Consider the following 23,128-nt stretch of genomic DNA (forward strand, 5'->3'; position numbering starts at 1 on the left):
CCGCTTGTGCCAGACGCAAGCGAGGACGAGCGTTCCGGACGCGACCACCCCGCAGCCGTCGCCGACGCCCCGGATCGACGCGTCCGCATCCGAGCGGCGGCCTCTCCGGCGGCGTTCACCTATCGGGGCCGGTTCTGCGCGGCCTTGCTCTCCGCGTTCTGCGCCGCGAAGGCCTCTTCCAGCTTGCGGAGCGATTGGTAGCGGGCGACATCCCCCTCGATATCGCGGATCGTCTCCTCGACGAGGTGACGTTGGAGCGCCACGCGGGGATCCTCGGGGGGCAGCGCCTCGCGCTCCTGAAGGCGGAGCACGGCCTGACGCACCACGGAGTAGACCGCCTCGCGCTCCTCCCGGGTCATCGACGGCTGAATCGCCTTCGCGACGAGATCGGAGAAATCCGACATGGACGGATGGACTTCGCTCTTTACACCGGGGCCGCCCGGGAAACCGGGCCGCCTTCCTCTACAGACCGCACCGCGCGGGATCCAGATCCCGCGCGCGGTCTGTCTACATCCGCTGGTCGCGTATGCCTGCGAGCAGCAGGGCCGACGAACTCCAGATCACCAGGAAGCAGAAGAACGCCACCAGCAGGGTCCGGCCCCGCTCGGGATAGAGGCTGTCGGTGGGCAGGACCGGCGGCACGAAGGTCGCCAGGAAGATGTGCTGCTTGCTGGCGGAGACGCGGGCGCGGTCCAGCAGCATGTGGGCCGATTCCTCGAGCTTCTCGGCGATGGTCCGCTCCACGAGCAGGCCTTCGTACTGGACCAGGGCCTCGGTCAGGTTCGGGCCGCCGGCGGGGCCGGCGCTGGTCAGCTCGTCCTGGAGCGTCTTCATCTGCTGATCGATGGCCGCGATGTTGGCGACCATCGTCTGGATCGAGCGGGACCGCTCGTCGAGGCTCGAGCTGCGCAGGACCTGCAGGTCGTTCTCGGCCTTCAGCTTGTCCTTGCGCAGCAGAGTCAGGGTGGTCAGCGTCCCCTCGGCCGTCTTGATCGGATCGATCACGCCCCACTGGTTGCGGAAAGTCTGCAGCGCGATGTGCGCCTTGGTCAGCCGCTCCTGAGCGACCTTGGCGTCGGACTCGGCCTGGACGACCATGTCGGCCTGCGCGTGCTTCGAGATCTCGTTGATCAGCGCTTCGGCGCGCGTCACCACCTCACGGGCGATGGTGAGGGCGTCCTCGGGGGTGAAGGCGCGGACCGACAGGCGGATCACGCCCGAGATCGAGTCGATATGCGCCTCGACGTGCTTGCGCCAGTACTTGGTGAGATCCTCGATCGGGTCGTCGGGGTTGAAGCGCGTCCAGAAATCCGCCTCGCTCCGGGAGAACATCTTCGAGAGGCCGATGCTCTTCTCCAGAGCCGCGACCATCGTCTGGCTTCCGATATAGTCGCGGACGATGAAGCTGTCCTGGCTGTTGTGCTTCTGGATCAGGTTGGTGAACTGGCCGAGGGCGATGTTCTCCATCGGCTCGACGTTGCCGCGGACCGCGAACTGGGCCTCGGCGACGTACTGGTTGGAGGCGAAGACGAACAGGTACAGGCCGATCACGAGGGTCGGCAGCAGCACGAACAGGCCGACGCGGTGGACGATCCGCGACCCGTAGCTCGACGTGTCCTCCCGCCGGGGCCGCAGGCCCGGCAGCTGCCTCCAGTCCAGGCGCGCCCGGACGGAGGCGACCAGCGACCGGGCGGTGCGCTTCTCGGGAAGCGGCCGGATCGTCTCCGCGCTGCGACGCAGCTCGGCGATCGGCGAGGCGGCGAACGTCACGAGTTCAGCTTCGCGCGTGTCGTCCTTGACGTCGTCGAAGTTCATCCGCTCTTTGTTCCTGGATCTGCGCCGGTCCCGCTGCTGCGGCGCCGGCCGAAAGGCGGCCCGTGCGCGGTTCTGGAATCCCGTTCTTTTAGGCCCTTTTTATGGCACCCGCTCCGTCTGCCGCACCGCGGCGACGGGCGCGGTAGCCCCGCCCGTGTATCGCGGCCTACAGTCTCCGGATGATGACAGCCCCACATGCAGCGCCCGGCGCGAAGGCCCGGTCGACCAACCGGTCTGCGAAGACCAAGCTCACCGAGATCGTGGTCGTGTGCTCCAAATGCGCCAAGCGGCAGGGCCTGCCCGCCGGCCACATGCGCGCACTCCTCAAGAAGGCCGCGAAGCGGGCCGCCCGGGACGCGCCGTCGGGCCGCCGGGGAAAGCTCCGCATCGTCGAGTCGGGCTGTCTCGGACCCTGCCCGAAGCGGGCGGTGGCGGTCGCCACCGGTGCGAGCCTGGCGGCCGGTCGCGTCCTGCTGCTCGACCCCGAGGCCGACCCCCGGGACGCGTTGGCCGCCGTGCTCCATCCGCCGCTGCCGCGCCGTCCGGTCCCCGAATTCGGCCCCAATACCCCACTAGCGGCGGTACCATCCACCGAATCGCCGCCGGTCCGCTGACCGGTCTGACCCTGGAGCGCCCGCGCTTGCCATCTTCCCGACGCGCCATCCGCACGCCCCGGCCGTGAGCGGCGGCCGCGCACCCTGGACGCGCCGGGCGGCTCACGCGGCGCTCCGCCGCCTGCCGCTGCTCGGCACGCTGATCGGGCTCGGCCTCGCCGTGTGGCTCGTGGCGACCAACGACCTCGCGTCCGTGGCCGCCGCCTTCGGGCGGATCGGGGTGGCGGGCTTCGTCGGGGTCACGCTGGTGCGCGCGCTCGTGGTGATCGTCTGCGGCGTCGCCTGGGCACGCATCCTCGACGGGCTGTCGCCCGCGCCGGCCTCGGCCTGCCTGATCCTGCGCTTCGTGCGCGAGGGCATCAATGTGCTGCTGCCCGTCGCCTCGGTGGGGGGCGACGTTCTCGGTGCGCGCCTCCTGACCTTCTGGGGCGTGGCCGGCTCCCTGGCGGCCGCCTCGGTGCTGGCCGACCTGCTGTTCCAGGTCGGGACGCTCGCCCTGTTCGCCGGGCTCGGGGCCTTCCTCCTGAGCCGGGTCGAGGGGGCGGAGGCGGCCGCCCTCGCGAGCTGGACGCTGCGGACGCTTGCCGCGGCGGGCTGCGCGGTCGCGGCGTTCTTCGCGCTCCAGCGCGTCGGGATCGTGCGGCTGGTCGAGGATCGCGTGACCGCCCTCGGCCGGCGCTTCGTGCGCGAGACCGAGACGCGTCCGGAGCCGACCCAGCGCATCCAGGGCGCCCTGGACACGGTCTGGGCGCCGCGGCGGCGCGGACGTCTGGCCCAGTCCTTCGCCCTGCACGCGCTGGCGTGGCTGCTCGGCACCGCCGAGGTCTTCGTCGTGCTCAGCTGCATCGGGGTCGATACGGTCGGCCTGTCGGATCTCCTCGTGATCGAGGCGCTCAGTCAGGCGATCAAGGCCGCCGCCTTCCTGGTCCCGAGCGGGCTCGGGGTGCAGGAGGGCGGCCTCGTGCTGGTCTGCGGCCTGTTCGGCATCGATGCCGGAACGGCGATCGCCCTCTCCCTCGCCCGCCGGGTGCCCGACGTGGTGCTCGGCCTGCCGGCCCTCCTCGTCTGGCAGAACCTGGAGGCGCGGCGCGCCGGCGTGCGCCCCGCCACCCCGACCTGCGACCGCCCGTGACCCCGATGCCCGACCCGTCGACCTGTCCGACCCGACCGGAGCGGCGGCGACGCCCCCGGCGCCGCGCGTGGACCGCCTCCGCGGCGCTGGCGGGCGCGCTGCTCGCCGCCGGTCCGGCGCTGGCGCAGAGCGTCACCCTCGACCTCGGTGCCGGCGGCACCACCGAGCGCGCGCTCCAGCTCGTCGCGCTGATCACCGTGCTGGCGGTGGCGCCCTCGGTGCTGGTGATGACCACCGCCTTCACCCGGATCGTCGTGGTGCTCTCGCTCCTGCGCTCGGCCCTCGGCACCCAGACGGCGCCGCCGACCGCGGTGATCGTCAGCCTCGCGCTGTTCCTGACCGCCTTCGTGATGGCGCCCACCGGACGGGCCGCCTACAGCGCCGGGATCGAACCCCTGATCGCCGGACGGATCACCCAGGTGCAGGCTTTCGAGCGCGCCTCGGCGCCGTTCAAGACCTTCATGCTCCGCAACGTGCGCGAGAAGGACCTCAAGCTGTTCCTCGATCTCGCCAAGGTCCCGGTGCCGAAGGGACCGGACGATGTCGGGCTGGAGATCGTGACGCCGGCCTTCATGATCTCGGAGCTGCGCCGCGCCTTCGAGATCGGCTTCCTGCTGTTCATCCCGTTCCTGATCATCGACCTCGTCGTCGCCTCGGTGCTGATGGCGGTGGGCATGATGATGGTCCCGCCGGCCTCAGTCTCGCTGCCGTTCAAGCTGATCTTCTTCGTGCTCGTCGACGGCTGGACCCTGGTGGCGGGATCGCTCGTCCAGAGCTACGGCGGATAACAAAGTTTAGACGAGAGTGGTCTGTGTTCGGGTTTGCTTTAACAGGCCTTTAGCACTCTCGTGCGAACATGCCGTATGAACTCAATTCGCCACTATGCTCGCGATCGGAGCGGTGCGGCGGCGGTCGAATTCGCCCTCGTCGCCGGGCTGCTGATCCTGACGATCCTGTTCGTCATGACCGTGGCGATGATCCTGTTCGTCAATCAAGCCATCGACTACGCGACGACGCGCGCGTCGCGGCAGGTCGTGACCGGCTCGGCTCAGGCCAAGGCCATGGACCAAGCCGGCTTCAGGAAGGCCCTGTGCGGCTACCTGCCGGCGATCGTGAAGTGCAGCGACGTCGTGATCAATCTCTACATCGTGCCGACCGGGACCTCGCCGAGCGGCTACTACAGCTTCGTCAAGTCGGACGTCTCCGGCCTGCAGCTCCCGGCGCTGACGCCGAGCGCCGGCCAGTACACGCTGGGTGCGCGCGGGGCCTATCAGTATCTGCTGGTGGTCTACCCGATCACGTTCCTGCCCTCCGCCTTCGCGGCGGTGCTGGGCGGCACGGCGAGCTACAACGGTTCTCCCGCCTACCTGGCGGTCTCGACGGCGGCGTTCCGCAACGAGCAGTTCTGATGGGCGGCGGCGCATCGTCCCGAAGGGTGGTCGCCGGCGCGCGGACCAGCCGGATGGCCGATCTGGGCGTCCTGGCGGCACCGGCGGGGCGCTTCGCCGCCGACACGCGGGCGGTCTCGGCGGTCGAGTTCGCGCTGGTCTTCCCGGTCCTGCTGATCCTCATGCTCGCGGGGACCCAGCTCGTCACCTACGTCAACGCCACCCGGAAGGTGGAGCTGATCGCCCAGTCGATCAGCCAGATGCTCTCGCAGGCGCAGCCGCCCCCGAGCGCCACGGTGGCCACCGTCAATGCCGCGGACCTGCATTTCAGCTTCGACTCGTCCCTGGTCCTGTTCCCGTACCTGATGAAGGACGCCCCCAACCAGGGGCTCCAGTGGTGGCAGGACATCGCCATCAGCTTCGCCTCGGTGGCCTTCACGCAGACCGCCACGAACTGCTCGGATACCACCGACCTGAGCAAGTGCTACGCGGCGAACGTCGTCTGGACGAGCACCGGGACCAGCGGCGGGGGCTATCGGCCGTGCACGCCCGCCCAGCTCCCGGCCGACAACACCGCCGCGCCGACCCGCGCCACGCTGCCCCGGTCGGTCTTCGGGCCGGGCTCGCTGATCGCCGTCGACGTGGTCTTCAACTTCAAGCCGAGTTTCGGCGCGCGCTTCATCCCGGCGGTGCGGATCGCCCGCTCGATGTACGTGCAGCCGCGCTACGCCGCGCTCGTCAATTTCGACACGACCGGCAACGATGGGATCGCCACGAAATGCCCCGGATACTGAGCGGGTTTCGCAAGGTCGGCTCAAGGTCTCGGGGCAGGGGCCTGCGACCCCCCCACGACCTCGGCGCCCGGAGCGTCGGCCAGCCCGCCCGGATCCGCTCGGGTCCGGGCCGTCGCCTGCGGGACCGGGCGGCGTCGCTGCTCGGCGCCCGGGCCGGCAACGTGACGATCCTGTTCGCGTTCAGCCTGCTGCCGATCGTCGGCCTGATCGGCTACGGCGTCGATTACGGCGTCGCGATCACCGACAAGGCCAAGCTCGACGCCGCCGCGGATGCGGCCGCCATCGCGGGCGTCGTCGCCGCCAAGGCCTATTTCGGGGCGAACCCGGTTCAGGGCAATCTCTCGGCCAACGCCTTCGCGGCCGGCGCCGCCCAGGCGACCAACGCCTTCTCGGTCAATGCCGGCACGGTGCCGTTCGCCCAGGTGCAGTTGCAGGCGCCGCAGATCACCCGCACCGGCCAGACGATCAAGTCGTCGATCACCTACACGGCCGCGATCAAGAACAACTTCGGGCAGCTCTTCCGGACGCCGACCACCACCATCGGCAATACGGTCACGGCCTCGGCCGACCTGTCCAGCTACCTCGACTTCTACCTCCTGCTCGACGTGTCCGGCTCCATGGGCCTGCCCGCCACGAGCGGCGGCATGGCGCAGCTCGCCGCCAGCAACAACGACATGTGGTCGGACTACAAGCAGGGTTGCCAGTTCGCCTGCCACTACCCGGGGAGCAACGGCTGGGGCCTCGCCGCCGGCAAGATCCAGCTGCGCTCGGACGCGCTGAACAACGCCGTCTGCTCGCTGATCGCGCGGGCGTCCAGCCCGTCGATGGCGAACCAGTACCGGGTCGGCCTCTACCCGTTCGTGAACCAGATGGGCACCCTCGCCGACATCAACAGTTCCATCGCCACGCTGAGCAGCAAGGCCCAGTGCGGCCAATCGTGGCCGCTCGCCCTGACGACGCTCCTGGATACCGGGACGACCCAGCTCGCCACCAACAACGACCCGAGCACCGGCACCGGCGCCGGAGGGACGCATTTCGAGGTCGTCCTGCCCCAGATGAAGACCGCCATCACCGCCAGCGGCGGGTTCGGCGACGGGTCCAGCGCGCTGGCGCGGCGCCCCTTCGTGTTCCTGGTCACCGACGGCATGCAGAACGGCCAGCACTACGCCATCAACCAGAACGGCAAGTACTACTACCCCGGCAACCCTTCGAATTACCCGGGCTATGGGGCCGGCAATTTCGACGGCTCCTCGCCGGCGCAGATCGACCCGTCCTTGTGCACGGCGCTGAAGGCGGCCGGCGCGACGATCTCGATCCTCTACATCCCCTACAACATCATCACCTACACCGATCGCGGCGGCATCGTCGCCTGGGAGAACGGCCGGGTGAACGGGTTCAGCCCGACCCTGTCGACGCCGCTGCAGAGCTGCGCGTCGCCGGGCTTCTTCTACACCGCCAACACCCCGACCGACATCACGGCGGCGCTCAACGCGATGTTCGACCAGGCGCTGCAGGTGGCCCGGCTGACGCAGTAGGCGGAGTCCGGATCAGGCCTCGACGATCCGGACCGAGGCCCACCCCTCCGCAGGGACGGGCGGTTCGAACAGCCGGTCCACGGACCGGATGCTCGCCTCCGGCACGCAAAGGTCGGCCGGACGCCGCCGGTTCCGCTCCAGGGCGACCGCGAGCGGCGCGCGGATCCAGACGGCCTCGACCGGCACCCCGAATGCACGGGCGATGGCGATGATCGGCGCCCGGTGGCGCGCCCCGGGCAGGGCCGCATCGAAAAAGACCGTCCCGGAGGCCGGTTCCTGCCGGGCGATCCCGGTGGATTTGCCCGCCCCCTGCAGGCCGCAGACCACGACCACCCGCCGGACCGATCCCGCGGCAAGCGCCCCGCGCAGGGCCTCGCGGGCCAGCCGCCAGGCCTCGGCGCTTCGCTCCGCCGTCCAGACCCGGCCGTCCGCCGTCTCCAGGAACGCGTCCGGATCGATCACCACGCCGCCGCTCACCCCGGCGGTGCGCCGGCGGCCTCGGCGCTGCTCTGCTGCGCCCCGCCGGGCGCCTCCGGCCGCCCGCGGTCGGGGGCGGCGGCGTCCGGGTAGCGCTTGCGGTACTCGGCGAGGAAAGCCGACAGCGTCTCCGCCTTGGTGGCGCGCGCCGCGATGGCGCGGAAGCCCGGCGCCCGGGTCGGATCGGCGCCGGTGAGCAGCGCGAAGGTGCGCGCGTCCGGGCTCGCCGCCATGGCCTCCGAGAACTTCGCCTTGAGCCGCTCCAGGCCGATCGCCTCGCCGGCGAGGTCGTAGGCGATCGCGGCGCGCACGGCGTCGGCCCGGGACTGATCGTCCAGCGGCTGGCCGCTGCGCCACGCTTCGCCCAGCAGTGCCTCATGGGCTTCTCCGGCCTCCCGCCAGCGGCGGGCACCCCAATAGATGTCGGCGCGCAGGCGCTCGATGTCGGGACCGCTCTCGCTCTCCAGCGCCTCCAGCGCGAGGTCGGTGCGGGTGAGATCCGACAGCGCCCGGGCGCGGATCAGGCCGCGGGCGCGCTTCAGCGACGCCGGGAGCTCTGGCAGATCGGTGGTGTCGAGGACCTGCAGCGCCTGCATCGGCTTGTCGTCCATCAGCCGCACCGTGGCGAGACGTGCCGCGACGGCGGAGCGAGCCGGGCCGGTGAGGCGGTTGTCGATCTGGTACTGGAGGAGGTCGGCGGCGGAATCGAGCAGGTCCAGCCCGACCAGGCGGTCGGCCAGCCGGCGCACCACCTCGTCCCCTCGACGTCCGATCGGGCTCAGCTCCCGGAAATCGAAGAACAGGGCCACGGCCTGGATCCCCGGGAGCGCGTCGCCCTTCTCGGTGAGATACAGGCTCTCGAAGGCGGCCTGGGCCTCGCGCGTCAGCGCCTGCGAGGCGGCGGCGTTCGGCGCGAAGGCGTTTGCCCGGCGCACCGCCGTGAAGGCGTCGCGCCAGCGTCCGGCGGCGAGGTAGAGCCGTGCGAGGCTCGCGGTGATGCCGTCCTCGACCGGACCCCCGTGCCAAGTCAGAGCGAGCCGCTCCAGGCGCTCCATGGCCGCGTCCAGGGTGAGCTTGCCGGCGGCCCGGGCCAGGAGCGCGCCGCGCAGGCTCGCCTCGGCCGCGACCGGCCGCACGGACGCCTGGTCCAGGCGCGCGTAGGCGTCCAGAGCCGCCTCGGTCTGTCCGGTCGCCTCCGCGACGCGGGCCCGGACCATCGCCAGCCGGTCGCGGATCCACGGGGGCAGGTCACGCACGTCCTCCGCCCGGGCGGCGGCGGTCTCGGCGTCGCCGTTCTCGATCGCCGACTCCGCCGCTACGGCGCGGATCTGCTGCGCAAGATCGGCGGGGTAGTCCTTGGCCAGCGGCAGGACCTTGAGGAAACCGGTCTCGGCCGCTTTCCAGTCGCCCGCTCCCGCGCCGGCGGCCGCCCGCCACAGGGCCGCCTCGGGGTCGTCGGCGAGCGGCGCCACCGCCAGCGCCTTCAGCGCCTCGGCGTTCCGCCCGATGCGCACGAGGGCGAGGCCCCGCAGGAGCGCCGTGTCCCGCTGGGCGGCCAGCAGCGGGTCGTCGGCCGCCGCGGTCTCCAGCGCCGCAAGGCCCTCCGGATCGAGCCCGTTGGCCAGATAGGCCCGGGCCAGGGCGAGCCGCGCCGGCCCCCGCTCGGACGGCGTCGCCGCGGCGGCGGCGTTGGCGAGGCCGCGCAGGGTCTCGCGCACGTTCCCCATCTGCGCCCGCTCCCAGGAATCCCGCGCGACGGCGAGGGTCCCCGCCTCGGCGAGGACCGGATCGGGCTTCCGGGACGCGCCGGAGGCGGCGAGGCCGCCGGCCCGGCCGATCGTTACGGCATCGAGCTCGGGCCGCACCTCCAGGTCGTCGGCGCTGGCCTGAACCGCGAGACCGTGCCGGCTCGGCAGGATCTCGAAATCCACGAAGCGCCGGCTCTTCGGGTTGCCCACGGGGCGTTGCGCCGCCGAGGTGACCACCGCGACGCGCTCGCCGTCGAGGTCGAGCCACGTCGCCGAGCCCGGCCGCGGCAGGGCGAGGGTCACGGCGACGCGGCCGGCGGGATCGGGCTTGCGCTCGGGATCGATGGGATCGCTCGGGCTGAGGGTCTCGCCCGCCGACAGCTCCCAGGCGGGCCCGCTCCCCGTGGAGACGGCGCTGAGATCGACGAGGCGGCCCTGCGGCACCGGGAAGCGCAGGATCGTGAGTGCGCCCCGCCGCTCCGGCGTGCCCGTCGGTACGAGGTCGTGGCTTCCCGCCGGCACGGCCACCGGCTCCGAGGTCTCGAAGGCCAGCGTGGCGATGCCGCCCCGCTCGAACAGGACGGCCGGCGGCAGGGCGCGGAACGGAAACACCAAGCCCGATCCGGCCCGGCGCGTCGGCGCCCCCTCGGTGGCGGCCTCCGGCGCGGGCCGCGCGTCCGCCCGGCTCGCCGATGCAGCCGGGGGCCGCGGCGCCGCGGCAGGCGGGGCCGCCGCGGGCGGTCCGGGCACCTCGACGGCGGTCTTGGCGGGCTCGGGCGGCTTGCGCCGGACCACGTCCAGGACGAAGGCGCCGTCCTCGCGCTCGGTGCCGATCGCGAACCCGTCCTCGGGGGTGACGAGGAGGCTCGCCGAGGACGCGTCCGTTTCCGTGGCGAGCTTGGCGATGCCGGGGCGCGGGCGGCCGCGGGTCTCGCCCGTATCGATGGTCCAGGGGCCGACGACCCGCAGGCGCGTGACCGGCCCCTCGGCGGTCACGCTCGTGACGGCCTCCGCGGGCAGGCGCAGCGACAGGCGCGTCAGCGTCGGCAGCCGGGCGATCTCTAGGGACAGGGCCCTGCGCGCGGGCTCGGGCACCCGCGCCTTCAGCGCCTCCTCGGCGGCGCGAGCCCGGCGGGCGAGTTCGGCCACGACCTCCGGCGGAAGCGGCGGCGGCAGCCCGGCCCAGCCCTCCGGCAGGAGGTCGACGAACACGCGCTCGCCCGCACTCTGCAGATTGATCCGGTAGGGCCGCTGCAGGGCGACCCGCAGGCCGATGCCGTCGGGGTCGCGCCGGACGCTCGACACGTAGGCCGGCATCTCCTCGGCGAGGCGCTCTGGACCGGCCGCGATGCGCTCGCCGTAACCGAGGAGGAGCACGCCGCCGGCGAGCTTGGCCTTGACCGCGACCGGCTTGTCGAAGGTGAGCACGATCCGGCCGTAGCCGCCCGCACCGCTGCCCGCTTCACTGCCCTTGGCGCCGATCAGCTTGGCGGCCAGCGCCGGATCGAGCGCCGCCAGCAGGGCGAGCAGGGGCAGCGCCGCGCGGAGCAGCCGCACGCCGAACCCTCGACCGATCCGGGGTCGCCCGCCCACCGATCCCATCGCCTCGCCGCTCGATCCCGGGCCGCCGAACCGGCAGCACCCATTCCGGCGGGATCCTGCGCCGGGCCGGCTAACGCTGCCTTAACCGTAAGCGGAAACTTGGCCGGACCGGGCGACGGACCGGAGGCGCGGCGTCAGCCGCTCAGGGCCACGGCCCGGTCGAGGGCCTGGGGGAAGCCGCTGAGCGGGACCTCGATCGTCGCCGGATCGCTGCCGCTCGCCTTCTGGCCGGTCACGAACAGCTTCTTGGCATTCCGCATGCCGTCGAGCGCCAGCGTCGGGAAGCTGATCGACACGAAGCAGCCTTCGGCGCCGCACATCGTGTAGGGCGCGCCCTTGCCCAGCGTCTGCTCGTCGAGCTTGAAGGACACGCCCGGCTCGACGGCGAGGCCGAAGGGCATCAGCACGAGGCCCTCGGACCGGCCCTCAACTGGGGTCTGCAACTCGAGGGCGAACTTGCGCCGGCCGGTCTGCGAATCGCCCTGCGACTGGGCCACGAGACAGCTGACCTTGTCGCCCGGGCGGGTACAGGTCATCGTCCAGTCGCCGTAACTCTCGCTGACCATGCTGGCGCCGGCGGGCCAGGCGGCGTGCATCGGTGCCGCCGCATGGGCGACCGGCGTCGCAGCCTCGGCGGGCTTGGCCGCGGGCTTCGGCGCCGCGGGCTTGGACCGCGGCTTCGGGCGGGCCTTGGCCGGCGCGTCCGCGGGAGCGGCGGCCTCGGGCTCGGCGTCCTGGGCGCGCGACGCCCCGTTCGGGACGGCAAGCAGCAGCGTCGCGATCAGGCTGGAGCGCGCAAGCGCGCGAAGTGTCGGCATCGAATCACGGTCCCCTTGGCCATCGGACGGCAGAGCCGCCTAATACCCTGGCCGGGGGGACGCAATCGTGCCCTGCGAAGCCCGGCTTCCGTCAGAGCGGGTTCGGGCCGCCGGCGGCACGGGCCAGGGCGCAGCGACGGGCGAAGGCGGCCTCCGCGCCGCCGCGAAGCGCGCGGGCGACGGTGAACATGAGGGTCAGAAAGCCGGGATCGCGGTCGGCGGTCTCGGTGACAGGGCCGGCGATCCGGGAGGTGATGAGCGCGAGCATGGCGGACTCCGAAATGTGAGGTCTCGGGCGCTTCCACACTCCCTGGTGCGTCCAGCCATCTCGGTGGCTGTGCTGCACTGCAATATGAGCCTTGCGGCGATCGCGTGCCAGCCGCATCGGCGCGGACGGCGCATGCAGTGGGATCATGCCGTGACGATCGGATCGTCAACCGCGCGTTAGGAACTCGGCTTCGCCGCGCGGTTGACCGGCGACGGTCCAGCCGCCATTGAGCGCGTTTTACGGCGACTCGGAGCTTGTCCCGGATCGGCAGCGCCCCCCGCGGCGCAGGCCTGTCGCCGCCCTGTCACACGGGCGCCATAACCCGCCCGCGAGCCAGACCCCGCGGACGCGCCCGGCTTCCGCCAACGAGGATCCCCCGCATGACCGATCAGCCGTCCCATCACCCGATCCATGGCCGCATCACCGGCCCCATCGTGATGATCGGCTTCGGCTCGATCGGCCGGGGCACCCTGCCGCTCATCGAGCGCCACTTCGCGTACGACCGCGCCCGCTTCACGGTGATCGACCCGGTCGACACTCACCGGGCGCTCGCCGAGACGCACGGGCTGCGTTTCGAGAAGGTCGCGCTGACGCCGGAGAACTACCGGGACGTGCTCACCCCGCTCCTCACCGAGGGCGGCGGACAGGGCTTCTGCGTCAACCTCTCGGTCGACACCTCCTCGCGCGCGATCCTGGAACTCTGCCGCGAGCTCGGTGCCCTCTACATCGACACCGTGGCGGAGCCCTGGCCGGGCTTCTACTTCGACAAGTCCAAGAGCCAGGGCGACCGCACCAACTACGCCCTCCGCCAGGACATCCTCGACGCCCGTGCCCAGAAGCCCGGGGGCACCACCGCGGTCTCCTGCTGCGGCGCCAATCCCGGCATGGTGTCGTGGTTCGTCAAGCAGGCGCTCCTCAACGTCGCCCGGGATACCGGGCTGCAGCGGCCGGAGCCCAAGACGAAGGCCGACTGGGCCGGCCTGATGAGGGAGCTGGGCGTCAAGGGCGTGCACATCGCCGAGCGGGACACTCAGCGCGCCAGGAACCCGAAGCCGCGCGGCGTCTTCGTCAACACCTGGTCGGTGGAGGGCTTCGTCTCCGAGGGCAACCAGCCGGCGGAACTCGGCTGGGGCACGCATGAGACCTGGATGCCCGCCAATGCCCGCGAGCAGGAGACGGGCTCGCGCTGCGCGATCTATCTTCTGCAGCCGGGCGCCGACACGCGGGTGCGCACCTGGGTGCCCACCGCGGGCCCGCAATTCGGCTTCCTGGTGACCCACAACGAGGCCGTCTCCATCGCCGACTACTACACGGTGCGCGAGGGCGAAAAGCCGGTGTTCCGGCCGACCTGCCACTACGCCTATCATCCGGCCGACGACGCGGTGCTGTCGCTCCACGAGATGTTCGGCAACGCCGCCAAGGTGCAGGAGCGGCACCACATCCTCGACGAGACCGAGATCGTCGACGGGATCGACGAACTCGGCGTGCTGATCTACGGCCACGCCAGGAACGCCTATTGGTACGGCTCGCAGCTCTCCATCGAGGAGACCCGCAGGATCGCCCCCTACCAGAACGCCACCGGCCTGCAGGTGACCTCGGCGGTGCTGGCCGGCATGGTCTGGGCGCTGGAGAATCCGGAGGCCGGCATCGTCGAGGCCGACGAGATGGATTTCCGGCGCTGCCTGGAAGTCCAGACCCCGTATCTCGGTCCGGTCGTGGGCGTTTACACCGACTGGACCCCGCTCACCGATCGCCCGGGCCTGTTCCCGGAGGATATCGACGCCAGCGATCCCTGGCAGTTCCGCAACGTGCTCGTGCACGGGGCCTGAGCCGCCACGCCGCCGGTCCCGACGGTCGGGGCCGGCCCGACGGGGCGCGGGGCCTTACTCGGCCGCGGCCAGGACCGGCTCGGCGACCGGGATGCCGAGGTCGGCCAGCAGGGCGGCATCCGCATCCGCTTCGTTATTGGCCGTGGTGAGCAGGCGCTCGCCGTAGAAGATCGAGTTCGCGCCGGCGAGGAAGCACAGGGCCTGCGCCTCCCGGCTCAGCGCCCGGCGTCCGGCGCTGAGCCGCACCCGGGCCTTGGGCATCACGATGCGGGCGGTCGCGCACATGCGCACCATGTCGAACGGGTCGATCGCCGTCGCGGCGTCGCCGAGCGGCGTGCCCGCGACGGCGGCGAGCGCGTTGATCGGCACGCTCTCCGGATGCGGGGCGTGGTTGGCCAGGACCTGCAGCATGGCCACCCGGTCGCCCGCCCCCTCGCCGAGGCCGATGATACCGCCGCAGCAGACGCCGATCCCCGCCGCCCGCACCCGCTCCAGCGTGTCCAGGCGGTCCGCGTAGCTCCGGGTCGAGACGATCTTGTCGTAGTAGTCCGGCCCCGTATCGAGGTTGTGGTTGTAGGCCGTCAGGCCGGCCTCGGCGAGGCGCTCGGCCTGGCTCGCCGTGAGCATGCCGAGGGTCACGCAGGCTTCCATCCCGAGCCCGCGCACGCCCCGCACCATGGCCAGCACCGCGTCGAAGTCGGGACCGTCCTTGGGGCTGCGCCAAGCCGCGCCCATGCAGAAGCGGGTCGCGCCGGACGCCTTGGCGGCCGCGGCCTCGGCCAGCACCGTCTCCACCGGCATCAGGCGCTGGCGCGCGAGGCCGGTCTCCTTGTGGTGGGCCGATTGCGAGCAGTAGCCGCAATCCTCCGGGCAGCCGCCGGTCTTGATCGACAGCAGGCTCGCCCGCTGGACGTCGGCCGGATCGTTGTGCGCCCGGTGCACCGTGGCGGCCCGGTGCACGAGATCCAGCAGGGGCAGGTCGTGGATCGCGCGGATCTCCGCCACGCTCCAGTCGTGGCGGATCGCGGCGGGCTCGTCTTGCGGGGGACGGGGGAGGATGGTCGCGCTCATCCCGTGTTTGAGCCGGATCGGCGGCCAGAAATCAAGCGCCCGGGCAGCCGAGCATCCCAGGGTCAGAGCCTCGCACAGGACGTCCGCCGCATCGCCGTCCGCAAAATTGGAACGCCCGGCGGCCAAGAACTGCGCGCGACGCGCTCAGTCCGTCTGGACGATGGCGCCGTACCAACCCAGTCCGCGATAGGTCTCGTAGCCCGGCGTCCGATGGAACGCCGTCACCGCTCGGCCGTGCGGAGCGCGCACGACGCCGTTCGCCTGACCGTCCAGCCGGCACGCGATCCGTTCGGTCAGGATCCCCTTCCGGTCCGAGGCGGCCAGGACGCATCCGCGGGCATCGACGAGCAGCACGCGCGTGCGGTCGCGATCCTCGGGCGCGACGCGGATTCCCGAGACGATGGCGTGGGCCTGCGGCTCCCAATCGAAGTGGATGGCGAGGACCCCGAGCGGAGCGCCGTCGACACGGCCATCCGCGCGTACGCTCGCCGCGTAGGTGGCGACCTGGGCCCCGCCCAGGGCCGCGTCCCGGCGCACGTCGGCACACACGAAGGCATCCCCGCTCTGCAGGGCGAGCGCCTCCTGGAACCACGCTTCCCCCGAAACGCTCCGGCCGCGCAGATCGGCATAGCGATCCGCTCGACCCGTCGCCAGGATGCGGCCGTCCCGGCTGCAGATCCAGAGGTCGAGATAGACCGTGTAGGCGGCGAGGATGACGCCGAGGCGCTCCTCGGCATAGGCCGCCGCCGCCGGGCTGGGCTCGCCCACGCACGCCACTACGGCGGCGTCGGTCGCCCACCAGCGTACGTCGCAGGTCCGCTCGTAGAGGTTGCGGTCGATCAGCTCGACGGCATTGAGCGCGAGGTCGATCAGCCGGGCGCCCTGGACCTCGTCGGCCATGGCCGCCACGGCTTTCTGCAACTCGATGATCCGGCCGGAGAGGTGGAGATCCAGCTCCCCGGCGATCGCCTCCACCGCGGCGCCGAGGGTCCGCACCTCCTGCGCGACGACCGCGAAGCCGCGACCCTGCTCCCCGGCGCGTGCCGCCTCGATCAGCGCGTTCAGCGCGAGGATCTTGGTCTGGTCGGTGATTCGCCGGATCTGGCCGGTCTTCTCCTGGGCCGCCCGTTTCGCAGCCACCGCCAGCAACTCGATCGTCTTGAGTGTCGCCGGCTTCGACTCGGTTACGGCACCAGAGGATGGCGTGATGTTCGGTGAGACGTGCATGGGAAACCCGGCCGGTGGCGACCAAGAGTATGTAACGATCGTCTAAAAGGACCTTAATCCGGGCCGACGGTCGGAATTGAAGTCTGATTCCGGATCGGTCGCGGCCGCAATTGAAAGTAGTATCGATATGACTGTATTCGCGCCGTCAACGAGTCCGGGCTGCCGCCTCCTGGAATCGGAGGCGGCGGCCGGTGTCAATCTCTCGACTACCCGGCCGAGACCTTGGCGGTCCAATCGTCGAAGGCGATCACCGACTGGCGCTGCTCGCCCAGTCGCTCGATGCGCACCACCATCTCGTCGCCGGCCTTCAGGTAGCGCGGGGGTGTCATGCCGAGGCCGACGCCCGGCGGGGTGCCGGTGGTGATCACGTCGCCCGGCTCCAGCAACATGAAGTGCGACGTGTAGGCGACGAGCTGCGGCACGTCGAAGATCATGGTCGCGGTCGAGCCGGTCTGGCGGCGCTCGCCGCTCACGTCGAGGCTCATGGCGAGGTTCTTCAGGTCGGGGATCTCGTCGAGGGTCACCAGCCACGGGCCGAGCGGCCCGAAGGTCGGCGCGCTCTTGCCCTTGGTCCAAGTCGGCCCGCGGTTCATCTGCCACTCGCGCTCGGACACGTCGTTGCAGATGCAGGCGCCCGCCACGTAGTTCAAAGCCTCGTTGGCGTGGACGTAGCTGGCGCGTCGGCCGATCACCACGGCGAGTTCCACCTCCCAGTCGGTGCTGTGCGAGCCCTTGGGGATGATCACCGTGTCGTTTGGCCCGCACAGGCTGGACGGCGCCTTGTTGAAGATGATCGGCTCCGTGGGAATCGGCGAGCCGGTCTCGGCGGCGTGGTCGGCGTAGTTCAGGCCGATGGCGACCACGTTGCGCGTGCCGCCCACACAGGGGCCGAGCCGCACGTCCGGCGGGAGCTTCGGCAGGGTCTCGGGATCGAGGGCGCGCAGCCGCGCCAGCGACTCGGGCGCGAGCGCGGGGCCGGCGATGTCGCGCACGAGCCCCGAGAGATCGCGCAGGCCCCCGCTCGCATCCACGAGGCCGGGCTTCTCGTCGCCGCTCGGGCCGTGCCGGAAGAGCTTCATCGCCGCGACTCCTCATCCTTCCCTAGAACCGGTCTACGCCGGAGGCCGGGACCATGGCGGGGCGTCGTTCCCGGCGCAAGCGCGGGTGCCCTTACGCTCCCCCGGATGTGTCGCATTCTGGCAACAACATGGCGGAAAAGTGCATAACCGCGCGCTTCCGGATCTATTATTCAGGTCACAAGATCTGAGCTGCAATACAATTGTCGCCCATGAATAGCCTTGTTTCCGAAACGATGCGCAGTCGAAGGGGCGCATCTTCCGATGGCGTCACTGCTAATCCGCGCGCCGCCGGAAGTCGCCTTGGCGATTGCGATCATGCCCCTGGAACCGGCACCATGCGCGAAACAACGCCGGCGTCGGATCGTCAACCGCGCCGGACACGACATAAGGGTTGGGGGACCAGATGGACGGGACAATGCGCGCGGCTATGCTCGCGGCGACGGCGATGATCCTCGGCGCCGGTCAGGCGCAGGCGGGGGCGTTCGGGATCCGGGAGCAGAGCACCGAGGCGCAGGGCCTCGCCTTCGCGGGCGCCGCCTCCGGCTCGGGGGGCGTCTCGTCGATCTTCTGGAATCCCGCCACGATCACCATGAACCCGGGCTTCGTCTCGGAGCAGAACCTCACCTATATCGGTCTGTCTTCCGAGATCCGCCCCGCACCGGGGACCAATCCGGGCTTCGCGCGGCTCGGGGGCTCCGGCGACATCGGGCAGGGTGCCGTGGTGCCCGCGGGCGCGACCTCCTACCAGCTCAACGACCGGCTCTGGCTCGGAATCGCCACCGGCGCGCCCTTCGGCCTCGTGACCAAGCCCAACCAAGTTTGGGCCGGCGAGGTCTACGGCCGCTCGTCGCGGATCTTCTCGCTGGCCTTCAATCCGGTCATCGGCTTCAAGGTCAACGAGTGGCTGTCGCTGGCGGCCGGCCCGAACATCGAGTATTTCCGCCTGACCCTCCGGCAGGCGCTGCCGATCCCCGGCCTCCTGCCGACCTCCTATCCGAGCTCGTTCCTCAAGGGTGAATCGTGGGGCGTCGGCTTCACCGCGGGCGCCACCCTGACCCCCCGCGAGGGCACCGTGCTGGGCATCGGCTACCGCTCCTCGGTGCACCACGACATCGACGGCTCGATCGGCGTGCCGCTGGTGGCGCTGGCGCCCCTCGCCGGTCAGGTCCGCTCCAAGCTGAACACGCCCGACAAGCTGAGCGTGGGCCTCACCCAGGCGGTCTCGCCGGTGGCCCGTGTGAACCTCGGCTTCGAGTGGGACAACTGGTCGAGGCTCGGCACTGTCGGCATCGTGTCGAAGACGCTCGGCCTGCCGGTGAATTCCCTGCCGCTGAACTACAAGGACGGCTACACCTACTCGATCGGCGCCGAATACGATGCGGCACCGAACCTGACGCTGCGGACCGGCTTCGCCTACGAAACCTCGCCGATCGACTTCTCGAACCGCTCGGTGCGCCTGCCCGACGGAGACCGCTACAATCTCTCGGTCGGCGCCAGCTACCGCTGGAACGAGCGCCTGACCCTCAACCTCGCCTACTCGCACCTCTTCCTGAACCGGTCACGGGTCCTCGCCGGCATCGGGCGCGACTACAACGTCGGCAACATCGCCTTCGCGGGCTTGGTCGATTCGAGCGCCGACATCGTCTCGGTGGGCTTTCGCTACGTCTTCGGCGCCCCGCCGACCCCGGCTCCGGCCCCGCTGGTGCGGAAGTACTGAGTCCGACCCGCGGAACGCCCGGGCTCCGGGCGTTCCGATGCTATGCATCGCCGACCGGGGTGCATCCCGCCGGGGAGGATGCGCCTCAGGCGCGCATCCGCACGTAGGTGCCGGGCGCCGGTCCCAGCGACGGCAGCGCGTCGCCCCCGGGCTTCCGGGCCGCGACCCGCTCGGGCGCCTGCGCCTCGAGCCACTGGAACCAGTAGGGCCACCATGAGCCCTTGGTCTCCACGGCGGCGCTGATCCAGTCCTCCAGCGTCCCCTTCACCGGGCCGCCCGTCCAGTAGCCGTATTTCGGCTTCGACGGCGGGTTGATCACGCCGGCAATGTGACCCGAGCCTGCGAGGACGAAATCGACCTTGCCGCCGAAGGTCTTCGAGCCCTCGAACACCGACAGCGCCGGCGCGATGTGGTCCTCGCGCGTGGCGAGGTTGAAGATCGGCGCCTGGACCTTCTTGAGGTCGAGGCGGACGTTGCCGAGCACCATCCGGCCCTGCGCCAGCGCGTTGTCCAGGTAGCAGTTGCGCAGGTAGAACGAGTGATTGGCCGCCGGCATCCGAGTGGCGTCCGAATTCCAGTACAGCAGGTCGAAGGCCGAGGGCGTCTTGCCCTTGATGTAGTTGTTGACGATGTAGGGCCAGATCAGGTCGTTCGGCCGCAGCATGTTGAAGGCATTGGCCATCCGGGCGCCGTCCAGGTAGCCCTGCTCGGCCATTCGCGCCTCGACCTGGCGGATCTGATCCTCGTCGGCGAAGACCTTCAGGTCACCGGCATGGGTGAAGTCGACCTGCGTGGTGAGCAGTGTCGCGCTCTTGATCCGACGGTTGCCCGTGGCCGCCTGCATGGCGAGCGTCACGGCGAGGAGCGTGCCGCCCACGCAGTAGCCCGCCGCCGTGACCTCGCTCTCGCCGGTGGCGACGCCGATCGCGTCGATGGCGGCCTCGATGCCCTCGCGCATGTAGGACTCGAAGTCCTTGTCGGCGTGGCGCGCATCCGGGTTGACCCAGGAGATGCAGAAGACCGTCAAGCCCTGGTCGACCATCCACCGGAGGAAGCTCTTCTGGGGATTGAGATCGAGGATGTAGAACTTGTTGATCCAGGGTGGCACCATCAGAAACGGGCGCCGGAGCACCGTCTCGGTGGTGGGGGCGTACTGGATCAGCTCGATCAGGTCGTTGCGGAACACCACCTCGCCGGGGGTGACCGCCATGTTGCGGCCGACCTCGAACCCGCTCGGATCGGTCTGGCGCACCCGCAGCTGCCCGCCGCCGGCCTGAAGATCCTCCTCGTACATCTTCAGGCCGCGGACGAGATTGGCGCCGCTCTCCTGAAGGGTGTGTCGGATCAGCTCCGGGTTGGTCGGCAGGAAGTTGGACGGCGAGAGCATGCTGGTGAACTGGCGCAGGTAGAACTGCGCCTTGTGGCGCGTGTGCGCGTCGATCCCCTCGGCCTCCTCCACCAGGCCCTCGGCCCAGCGGGTGGCGAGCAGGTAGGCCTGCTTGATGAAGTCGAAATACGGGTTGGTCGACCACTCGGCGTGGGCAAAACGCGGGTCCCGCGGCTCTGGAAGCGCCACCGGCTCGGCCTGCTGCCCCTGGAGGCGCAGGAAGGTGGAGCCCCACAGCGACAGGAAGGCCTGCGACAGGCGCGCCTGGGCCTCGGCGCTCCGGCTCGGATCGGCCATCCATGCCTCGGCGACCTGCCCCAGGACCTTGGCGGCGTCGTTCATCTCGCTGCCGGTCCCGCCGCCCTGGGCGTCGGGCGCCAGGAGGCGGCCGACGTTGCGGCCCATCGCCTCCATGAAGTGTCCGGCATTGCGCGAGAGCGCCTCGAAATCCGGAAGCGGTGGGCTCGCGCCGTCCGGGGTCGCGCCGTTTGAGACCGACTTCGGAGGTTCGGTCCGGTTCGGCGCCTGCGGACTCGTCAAGCGTGCCTCCCTGTGCTTCATCCGACAACCCGATCGCGCGGGCCTCGTTTCCGACAAAATAAGGAGCGAGCCAGAGATTTCGCCAGTCCGGCCACGGAAAGCCGAAACATCCTGTCGATCTTCTCATGCCCCTGTGACTATGGATCACGCCCTTTCACACCCGGTCCCCCGCGCGCGCGGGAGCGCCCGCCGTCGTCGCGTCGTCGGTTCGGCCGCCGTGGCAGCGCTCGCCGGGTCCCTCGCGTCCTGCTCCGGGGACGTCGTGCGCTCTCTGGCGTCGGATGCCGGGTACGGACCGCGGGTGGTCGCGGCGCCCGATTTCGTCACCGAGTCCCGCGGTAAGGGGAAGCCCGACTTCATGCCGGTGGGTGTCGATGCGCCGAAGCGCCCGGATCGGGCAAAGTCCGTCACCGGACAGAAGGCCCTGGAGGCGGACCTGGAGAGCGCCCGCGGCCGCAACGAGGCCCGCGGCCGGGCCGCGGCGAGCGCCGGCCAGGGGGCCGCATCCACCATCAAGCCGGCCCCGGTGCCGCCGCAATAGCGCGCGTCCCCGAGCCCCTGCGCGGGTCACGCCTGCGAGGCATCGGGAACGGCTCGGGACGGTCGTTTTGAGGGTCGGCGACGGCCCGCAACTCTGCTAGAGGCAATGGTTCGCGCGACCGGCCCAGATGAGAGACGCCAGATTCGGGACGCGCCGATGGACACGCCCATGACCGACTTCCACCGCATCAAGCGACTGCCCCCCTACGTCTTCGAGCAGGTCAACCGGATCAAGGCCGCCGCGCGGGCTCAGGGCGCCGACATCATCGATCTCGGCATGGGCAACCCGGATCTCGACGCCCCCAAGCACGTCATCGCCAAGCTGTGCGAGACGGCGGGGCGTCCGCGCACCGACCGCTACTCGGCCTCCAAGGGGATCGCGGGCCTGCGCAAGGCCCAGGCCGGCTACTACCAGCGCCGCTTCGGCGTGAGCCTCAATCCCGACACGCAGGTCGTGGCGACCCTCGGCTCGAAGGAGGGCTTCGCCAACATGGCCCAGGCGATCACCGCCCCGGGCGACGTCGTGCTGGTTCCGAACCCGAGCTACCCGATCCACGCCTTCGGCTTCCTGATGGCCGGCGGGGTCATCCGCTCCGTCCCGGCCGAGCCGACGCCGGCGATGTTCCCGGCGCTGGAACGGGCCATGCGCCACTCGATCCCGAAGCCCGTGGCCCTGGTGGTCTGCTACCCGTCGAACCCCACCGCCTACGTGGCGAGCCTCGACTTCTACCGGGACCTCGTGGCCTTCGCGAAGCAGCATGAGCTGATCCTGCTGTCGGACCTCGCCTACGCGGAGGTCTATTTCGACGGCAACCCGCCGCCTTCGGTCCTCCAGGTGCCGGGCGCCATCGACTGCACGGTGGAGTTCACCTCCCTGTCGAAGACCTACTCGATGGCGGGCTGGCGCATGGGCTTCGCGGTCGGCAACGAGCGTCTGCTCGCGGCGCTGACCCGGGTGAAGTCCTACCTCGATTACGGCGCCTTCACGCCGATCCAGGTCGCCGCCACCGCGGCCCTCAACGGGCCGGACGACTGCATCGACGAGATGCGCGGCATCTACCGGAAACGGCGCGACGCCCTCGTGGAATCCTTCGGCAAGGCCGGCTGGACCATCCCGTCGCCCGCGGCCTCGATGTTCGCCTGGGTGCCGATCCCGGAACGCTATCGGGACCTGGGCAGCCTCGAATTCTCCAAGCTGCTGCTGGAGAAGTCCGACGTGGCGGTGGCGCCCGGCATCGGCTTCGGCGAGTTCGGCGACGAATACGTGCGGATCGCTCTCGTGGAGAACGAGCAGCGCATCCGCCAGGCCGCGCGCAACGTCCGCCGGTTCTTCGACGGCACCGACAAGACCCTGCACAACCTCGTGCCGATGGCGCGGGCCGGGTAGCGCGCGGCATCGAAGGGGAAACGCCGTTCCGGGCCGGCTGGGCCAGCCCCGGCCCGGAACACGGAGCCCGGCGGCGCTCCGCGTCGGTTCCCGCTCTATGGAAATGGGCAGCGTCGACCGCGGAGCTTTAGAGCGCTGAGATCTGACGCGTTCCGGACCT

Annotated in this window: 19 protein-coding genes and 1 pseudogene; 10 read left to right on the top strand and 10 right to left on the bottom strand. The window is 70.8% G+C overall.

Going from position 1 to position 23,128, the window contains the following annotated elements; genetic code table 11:
- Positions 1–119: 119 nt before the first annotated feature.
- Complete coding sequence (locus MKL01_RS33535) at positions 120–404, bottom strand: hypothetical protein (protein WP_243909491.1); 285 nt, start codon at positions 402–404, stop codon at positions 120–122.
- A gap of 103 nt (positions 405–507) precedes the next feature.
- Positions 508–1,815 carry a capsule biosynthesis protein gene (locus tag MKL01_RS33540; protein WP_243909492.1) on the bottom strand — a complete coding sequence of 436 codons (1,308 nt, stop codon included), beginning with the start codon at positions 1,813–1,815 and terminating at the stop codon, positions 508–510.
- 179 nt (positions 1,816–1,994) lie between these two features.
- Between MKL01_RS33540 and MKL01_RS33545 the strand changes: the two genes are divergently transcribed.
- From MKL01_RS33545 to MKL01_RS33570, 6 genes are all read left to right on the top strand, one after another.
- The gene (locus MKL01_RS33545) at positions 1,995–2,429 is read left to right on the top strand and encodes a hypothetical protein (RefSeq protein ID WP_243909493.1); all 435 of its coding nucleotides are present in this window, start codon (positions 1,995–1,997) and stop codon (positions 2,427–2,429) included.
- A gap of 64 nt (positions 2,430–2,493) precedes the next feature.
- Positions 2,494–3,561 carry a lysylphosphatidylglycerol synthase domain-containing protein gene (locus MKL01_RS33550; protein ID WP_243909494.1) on the top strand — a complete coding sequence of 356 codons (1,068 nt, stop codon included), beginning with the start codon at positions 2,494–2,496 and terminating at the stop codon, positions 3,559–3,561.
- 5 nt (positions 3,562–3,566) lie between these two features.
- Positions 3,567–4,349, top strand: coding sequence for a flagellar type III secretion system pore protein FliP (gene fliP, locus MKL01_RS33555; RefSeq protein ID WP_243909552.1), 783 nt, complete (start codon positions 3,567–3,569; stop codon positions 4,347–4,349).
- Between the two features lie 75 nt (positions 4,350–4,424).
- Positions 4,425–4,970: a TadE/TadG family type IV pilus assembly protein gene (locus tag MKL01_RS33560; protein ID WP_243909495.1), complete on the top strand. Its 546-nt coding sequence runs from the start codon at positions 4,425–4,427 to the stop codon at positions 4,968–4,970.
- 53 nt (positions 4,971–5,023) lie between these two features.
- Positions 5,024–5,743 carry a TadE/TadG family type IV pilus assembly protein gene (locus tag MKL01_RS33565; RefSeq protein WP_243909496.1) on the top strand — a complete coding sequence of 240 codons (720 nt, stop codon included), beginning with the start codon at positions 5,024–5,026 and terminating at the stop codon, positions 5,741–5,743.
- Positions 5,728–7,278 carry a pilus assembly protein TadG-related protein gene (locus MKL01_RS33570; RefSeq protein ID WP_243909497.1) on the top strand — a complete coding sequence of 517 codons (1,551 nt, stop codon included), beginning with the start codon at positions 5,728–5,730 and terminating at the stop codon, positions 7,276–7,278. Before MKL01_RS33565 ends, MKL01_RS33570 begins: the two co-directional genes overlap by 16 nt.
- A 12-nt stretch (positions 7,279–7,290) precedes the next feature.
- Here MKL01_RS33570 and MKL01_RS33575 read toward each other — a convergent pair whose 3' ends face one another.
- The 4 genes from MKL01_RS33575 to MKL01_RS33590 form a co-directional block, all read right to left on the bottom strand.
- Positions 7,291–7,743 carry an AAA family ATPase gene (locus MKL01_RS33575; protein WP_243909498.1) on the bottom strand — a complete coding sequence of 151 codons (453 nt, stop codon included), beginning with the start codon at positions 7,741–7,743 and terminating at the stop codon, positions 7,291–7,293.
- An 8-nt stretch (positions 7,744–7,751) separates the two neighbouring features.
- The gene (locus MKL01_RS33580) at positions 7,752–11,105 is read right to left on the bottom strand and encodes a hypothetical protein (protein WP_243909499.1); all 3,354 of its coding nucleotides are present in this window, start codon (positions 11,103–11,105) and stop codon (positions 7,752–7,754) included.
- A 134-nt stretch (positions 11,106–11,239) separates the two neighbouring features.
- The gene (locus MKL01_RS33585; RefSeq protein ID WP_243909500.1) at positions 11,240–11,923 is read right to left on the bottom strand and encodes an invasion associated locus B family protein; all 684 of its coding nucleotides are present in this window, start codon (positions 11,921–11,923) and stop codon (positions 11,240–11,242) included.
- A 91-nt stretch (positions 11,924–12,014) separates the two neighbouring features.
- Positions 12,015–12,191 carry a hypothetical protein gene (locus MKL01_RS33590; RefSeq protein ID WP_243909501.1) on the bottom strand — a complete coding sequence of 59 codons (177 nt, stop codon included), beginning with the start codon at positions 12,189–12,191 and terminating at the stop codon, positions 12,015–12,017.
- A gap of 380 nt (positions 12,192–12,571) precedes the next feature.
- On the opposite strand from MKL01_RS33590, the gene MKL01_RS33595 reads away from it, so the two are divergent.
- Positions 12,572–14,020 carry a homospermidine synthase gene (locus tag MKL01_RS33595; protein WP_243909502.1) on the top strand — a complete coding sequence of 483 codons (1,449 nt, stop codon included), beginning with the start codon at positions 12,572–12,574 and terminating at the stop codon, positions 14,018–14,020.
- Positions 14,021–14,074: 54 nt separating this feature from the next.
- Here the strand turns inward: MKL01_RS33595 and bioB are convergent, their stop codons facing one another.
- From bioB to MKL01_RS33610, 3 genes are all read right to left on the bottom strand, one after another.
- Entirely contained in the window at positions 14,075–15,091 is a 1,017-nt protein-coding gene (gene bioB / locus MKL01_RS33600; RefSeq protein WP_243909503.1) for a biotin synthase BioB, read from the bottom strand.
- Positions 15,092–15,235: 144 nt separating this feature from the next.
- Positions 15,236–16,318: a methyl-accepting chemotaxis protein gene (locus MKL01_RS35895; protein ID WP_279605056.1), complete on the bottom strand. Its 1,083-nt coding sequence runs from the start codon at positions 16,316–16,318 to the stop codon at positions 15,236–15,238.
- Between the two features lie 206 nt (positions 16,319–16,524).
- On the bottom strand, positions 16,525–17,397 hold the full coding sequence (locus MKL01_RS33610; protein WP_243909504.1) for a fumarylacetoacetate hydrolase family protein: 873 nt from the start codon (positions 17,395–17,397) through the stop codon (positions 16,525–16,527).
- Positions 17,398–17,812: 415 nt separating this feature from the next.
- Here MKL01_RS33610 and MKL01_RS33615 point away from each other — a divergent pair, with 415 nt between their 5' ends.
- Entirely contained in the window at positions 17,813–19,114 is a 1,302-nt protein-coding gene (locus MKL01_RS33615) for an OmpP1/FadL family transporter (protein WP_243909505.1), read from the top strand.
- A gap of 85 nt (positions 19,115–19,199) precedes the next feature.
- Here MKL01_RS33615 and MKL01_RS33620 read toward each other — a convergent pair.
- Positions 19,200–20,822, bottom strand: a pseudogene (locus MKL01_RS33620) (PHA/PHB synthase family protein); the annotation flags it as partial.
- 436 nt (positions 20,823–21,258) lie between these two features.
- On the opposite strand from MKL01_RS33620, the gene MKL01_RS33625 reads away from it, so the two are divergent.
- Both MKL01_RS33625 and MKL01_RS33630 read left to right on the top strand, forming a co-directional pair.
- Positions 21,259–21,582: a hypothetical protein gene (locus MKL01_RS33625; RefSeq protein ID WP_243909506.1), complete on the top strand. Its 324-nt coding sequence runs from the start codon at positions 21,259–21,261 to the stop codon at positions 21,580–21,582.
- Between the two features lie 168 nt (positions 21,583–21,750).
- A complete protein-coding gene (locus MKL01_RS33630; RefSeq protein ID WP_243909507.1) occupies positions 21,751–22,968 on the top strand; it encodes an LL-diaminopimelate aminotransferase in 1,218 nt (405 codons plus the stop codon).
- The last annotated feature ends 160 nt before the right edge of the window (positions 22,969–23,128 follow it).

This window comes from Methylobacterium sp. J-070 (assembly GCF_022829385.1).
GTDB lineage: Bacteria > Pseudomonadota > Alphaproteobacteria > Rhizobiales > Beijerinckiaceae > Methylobacterium.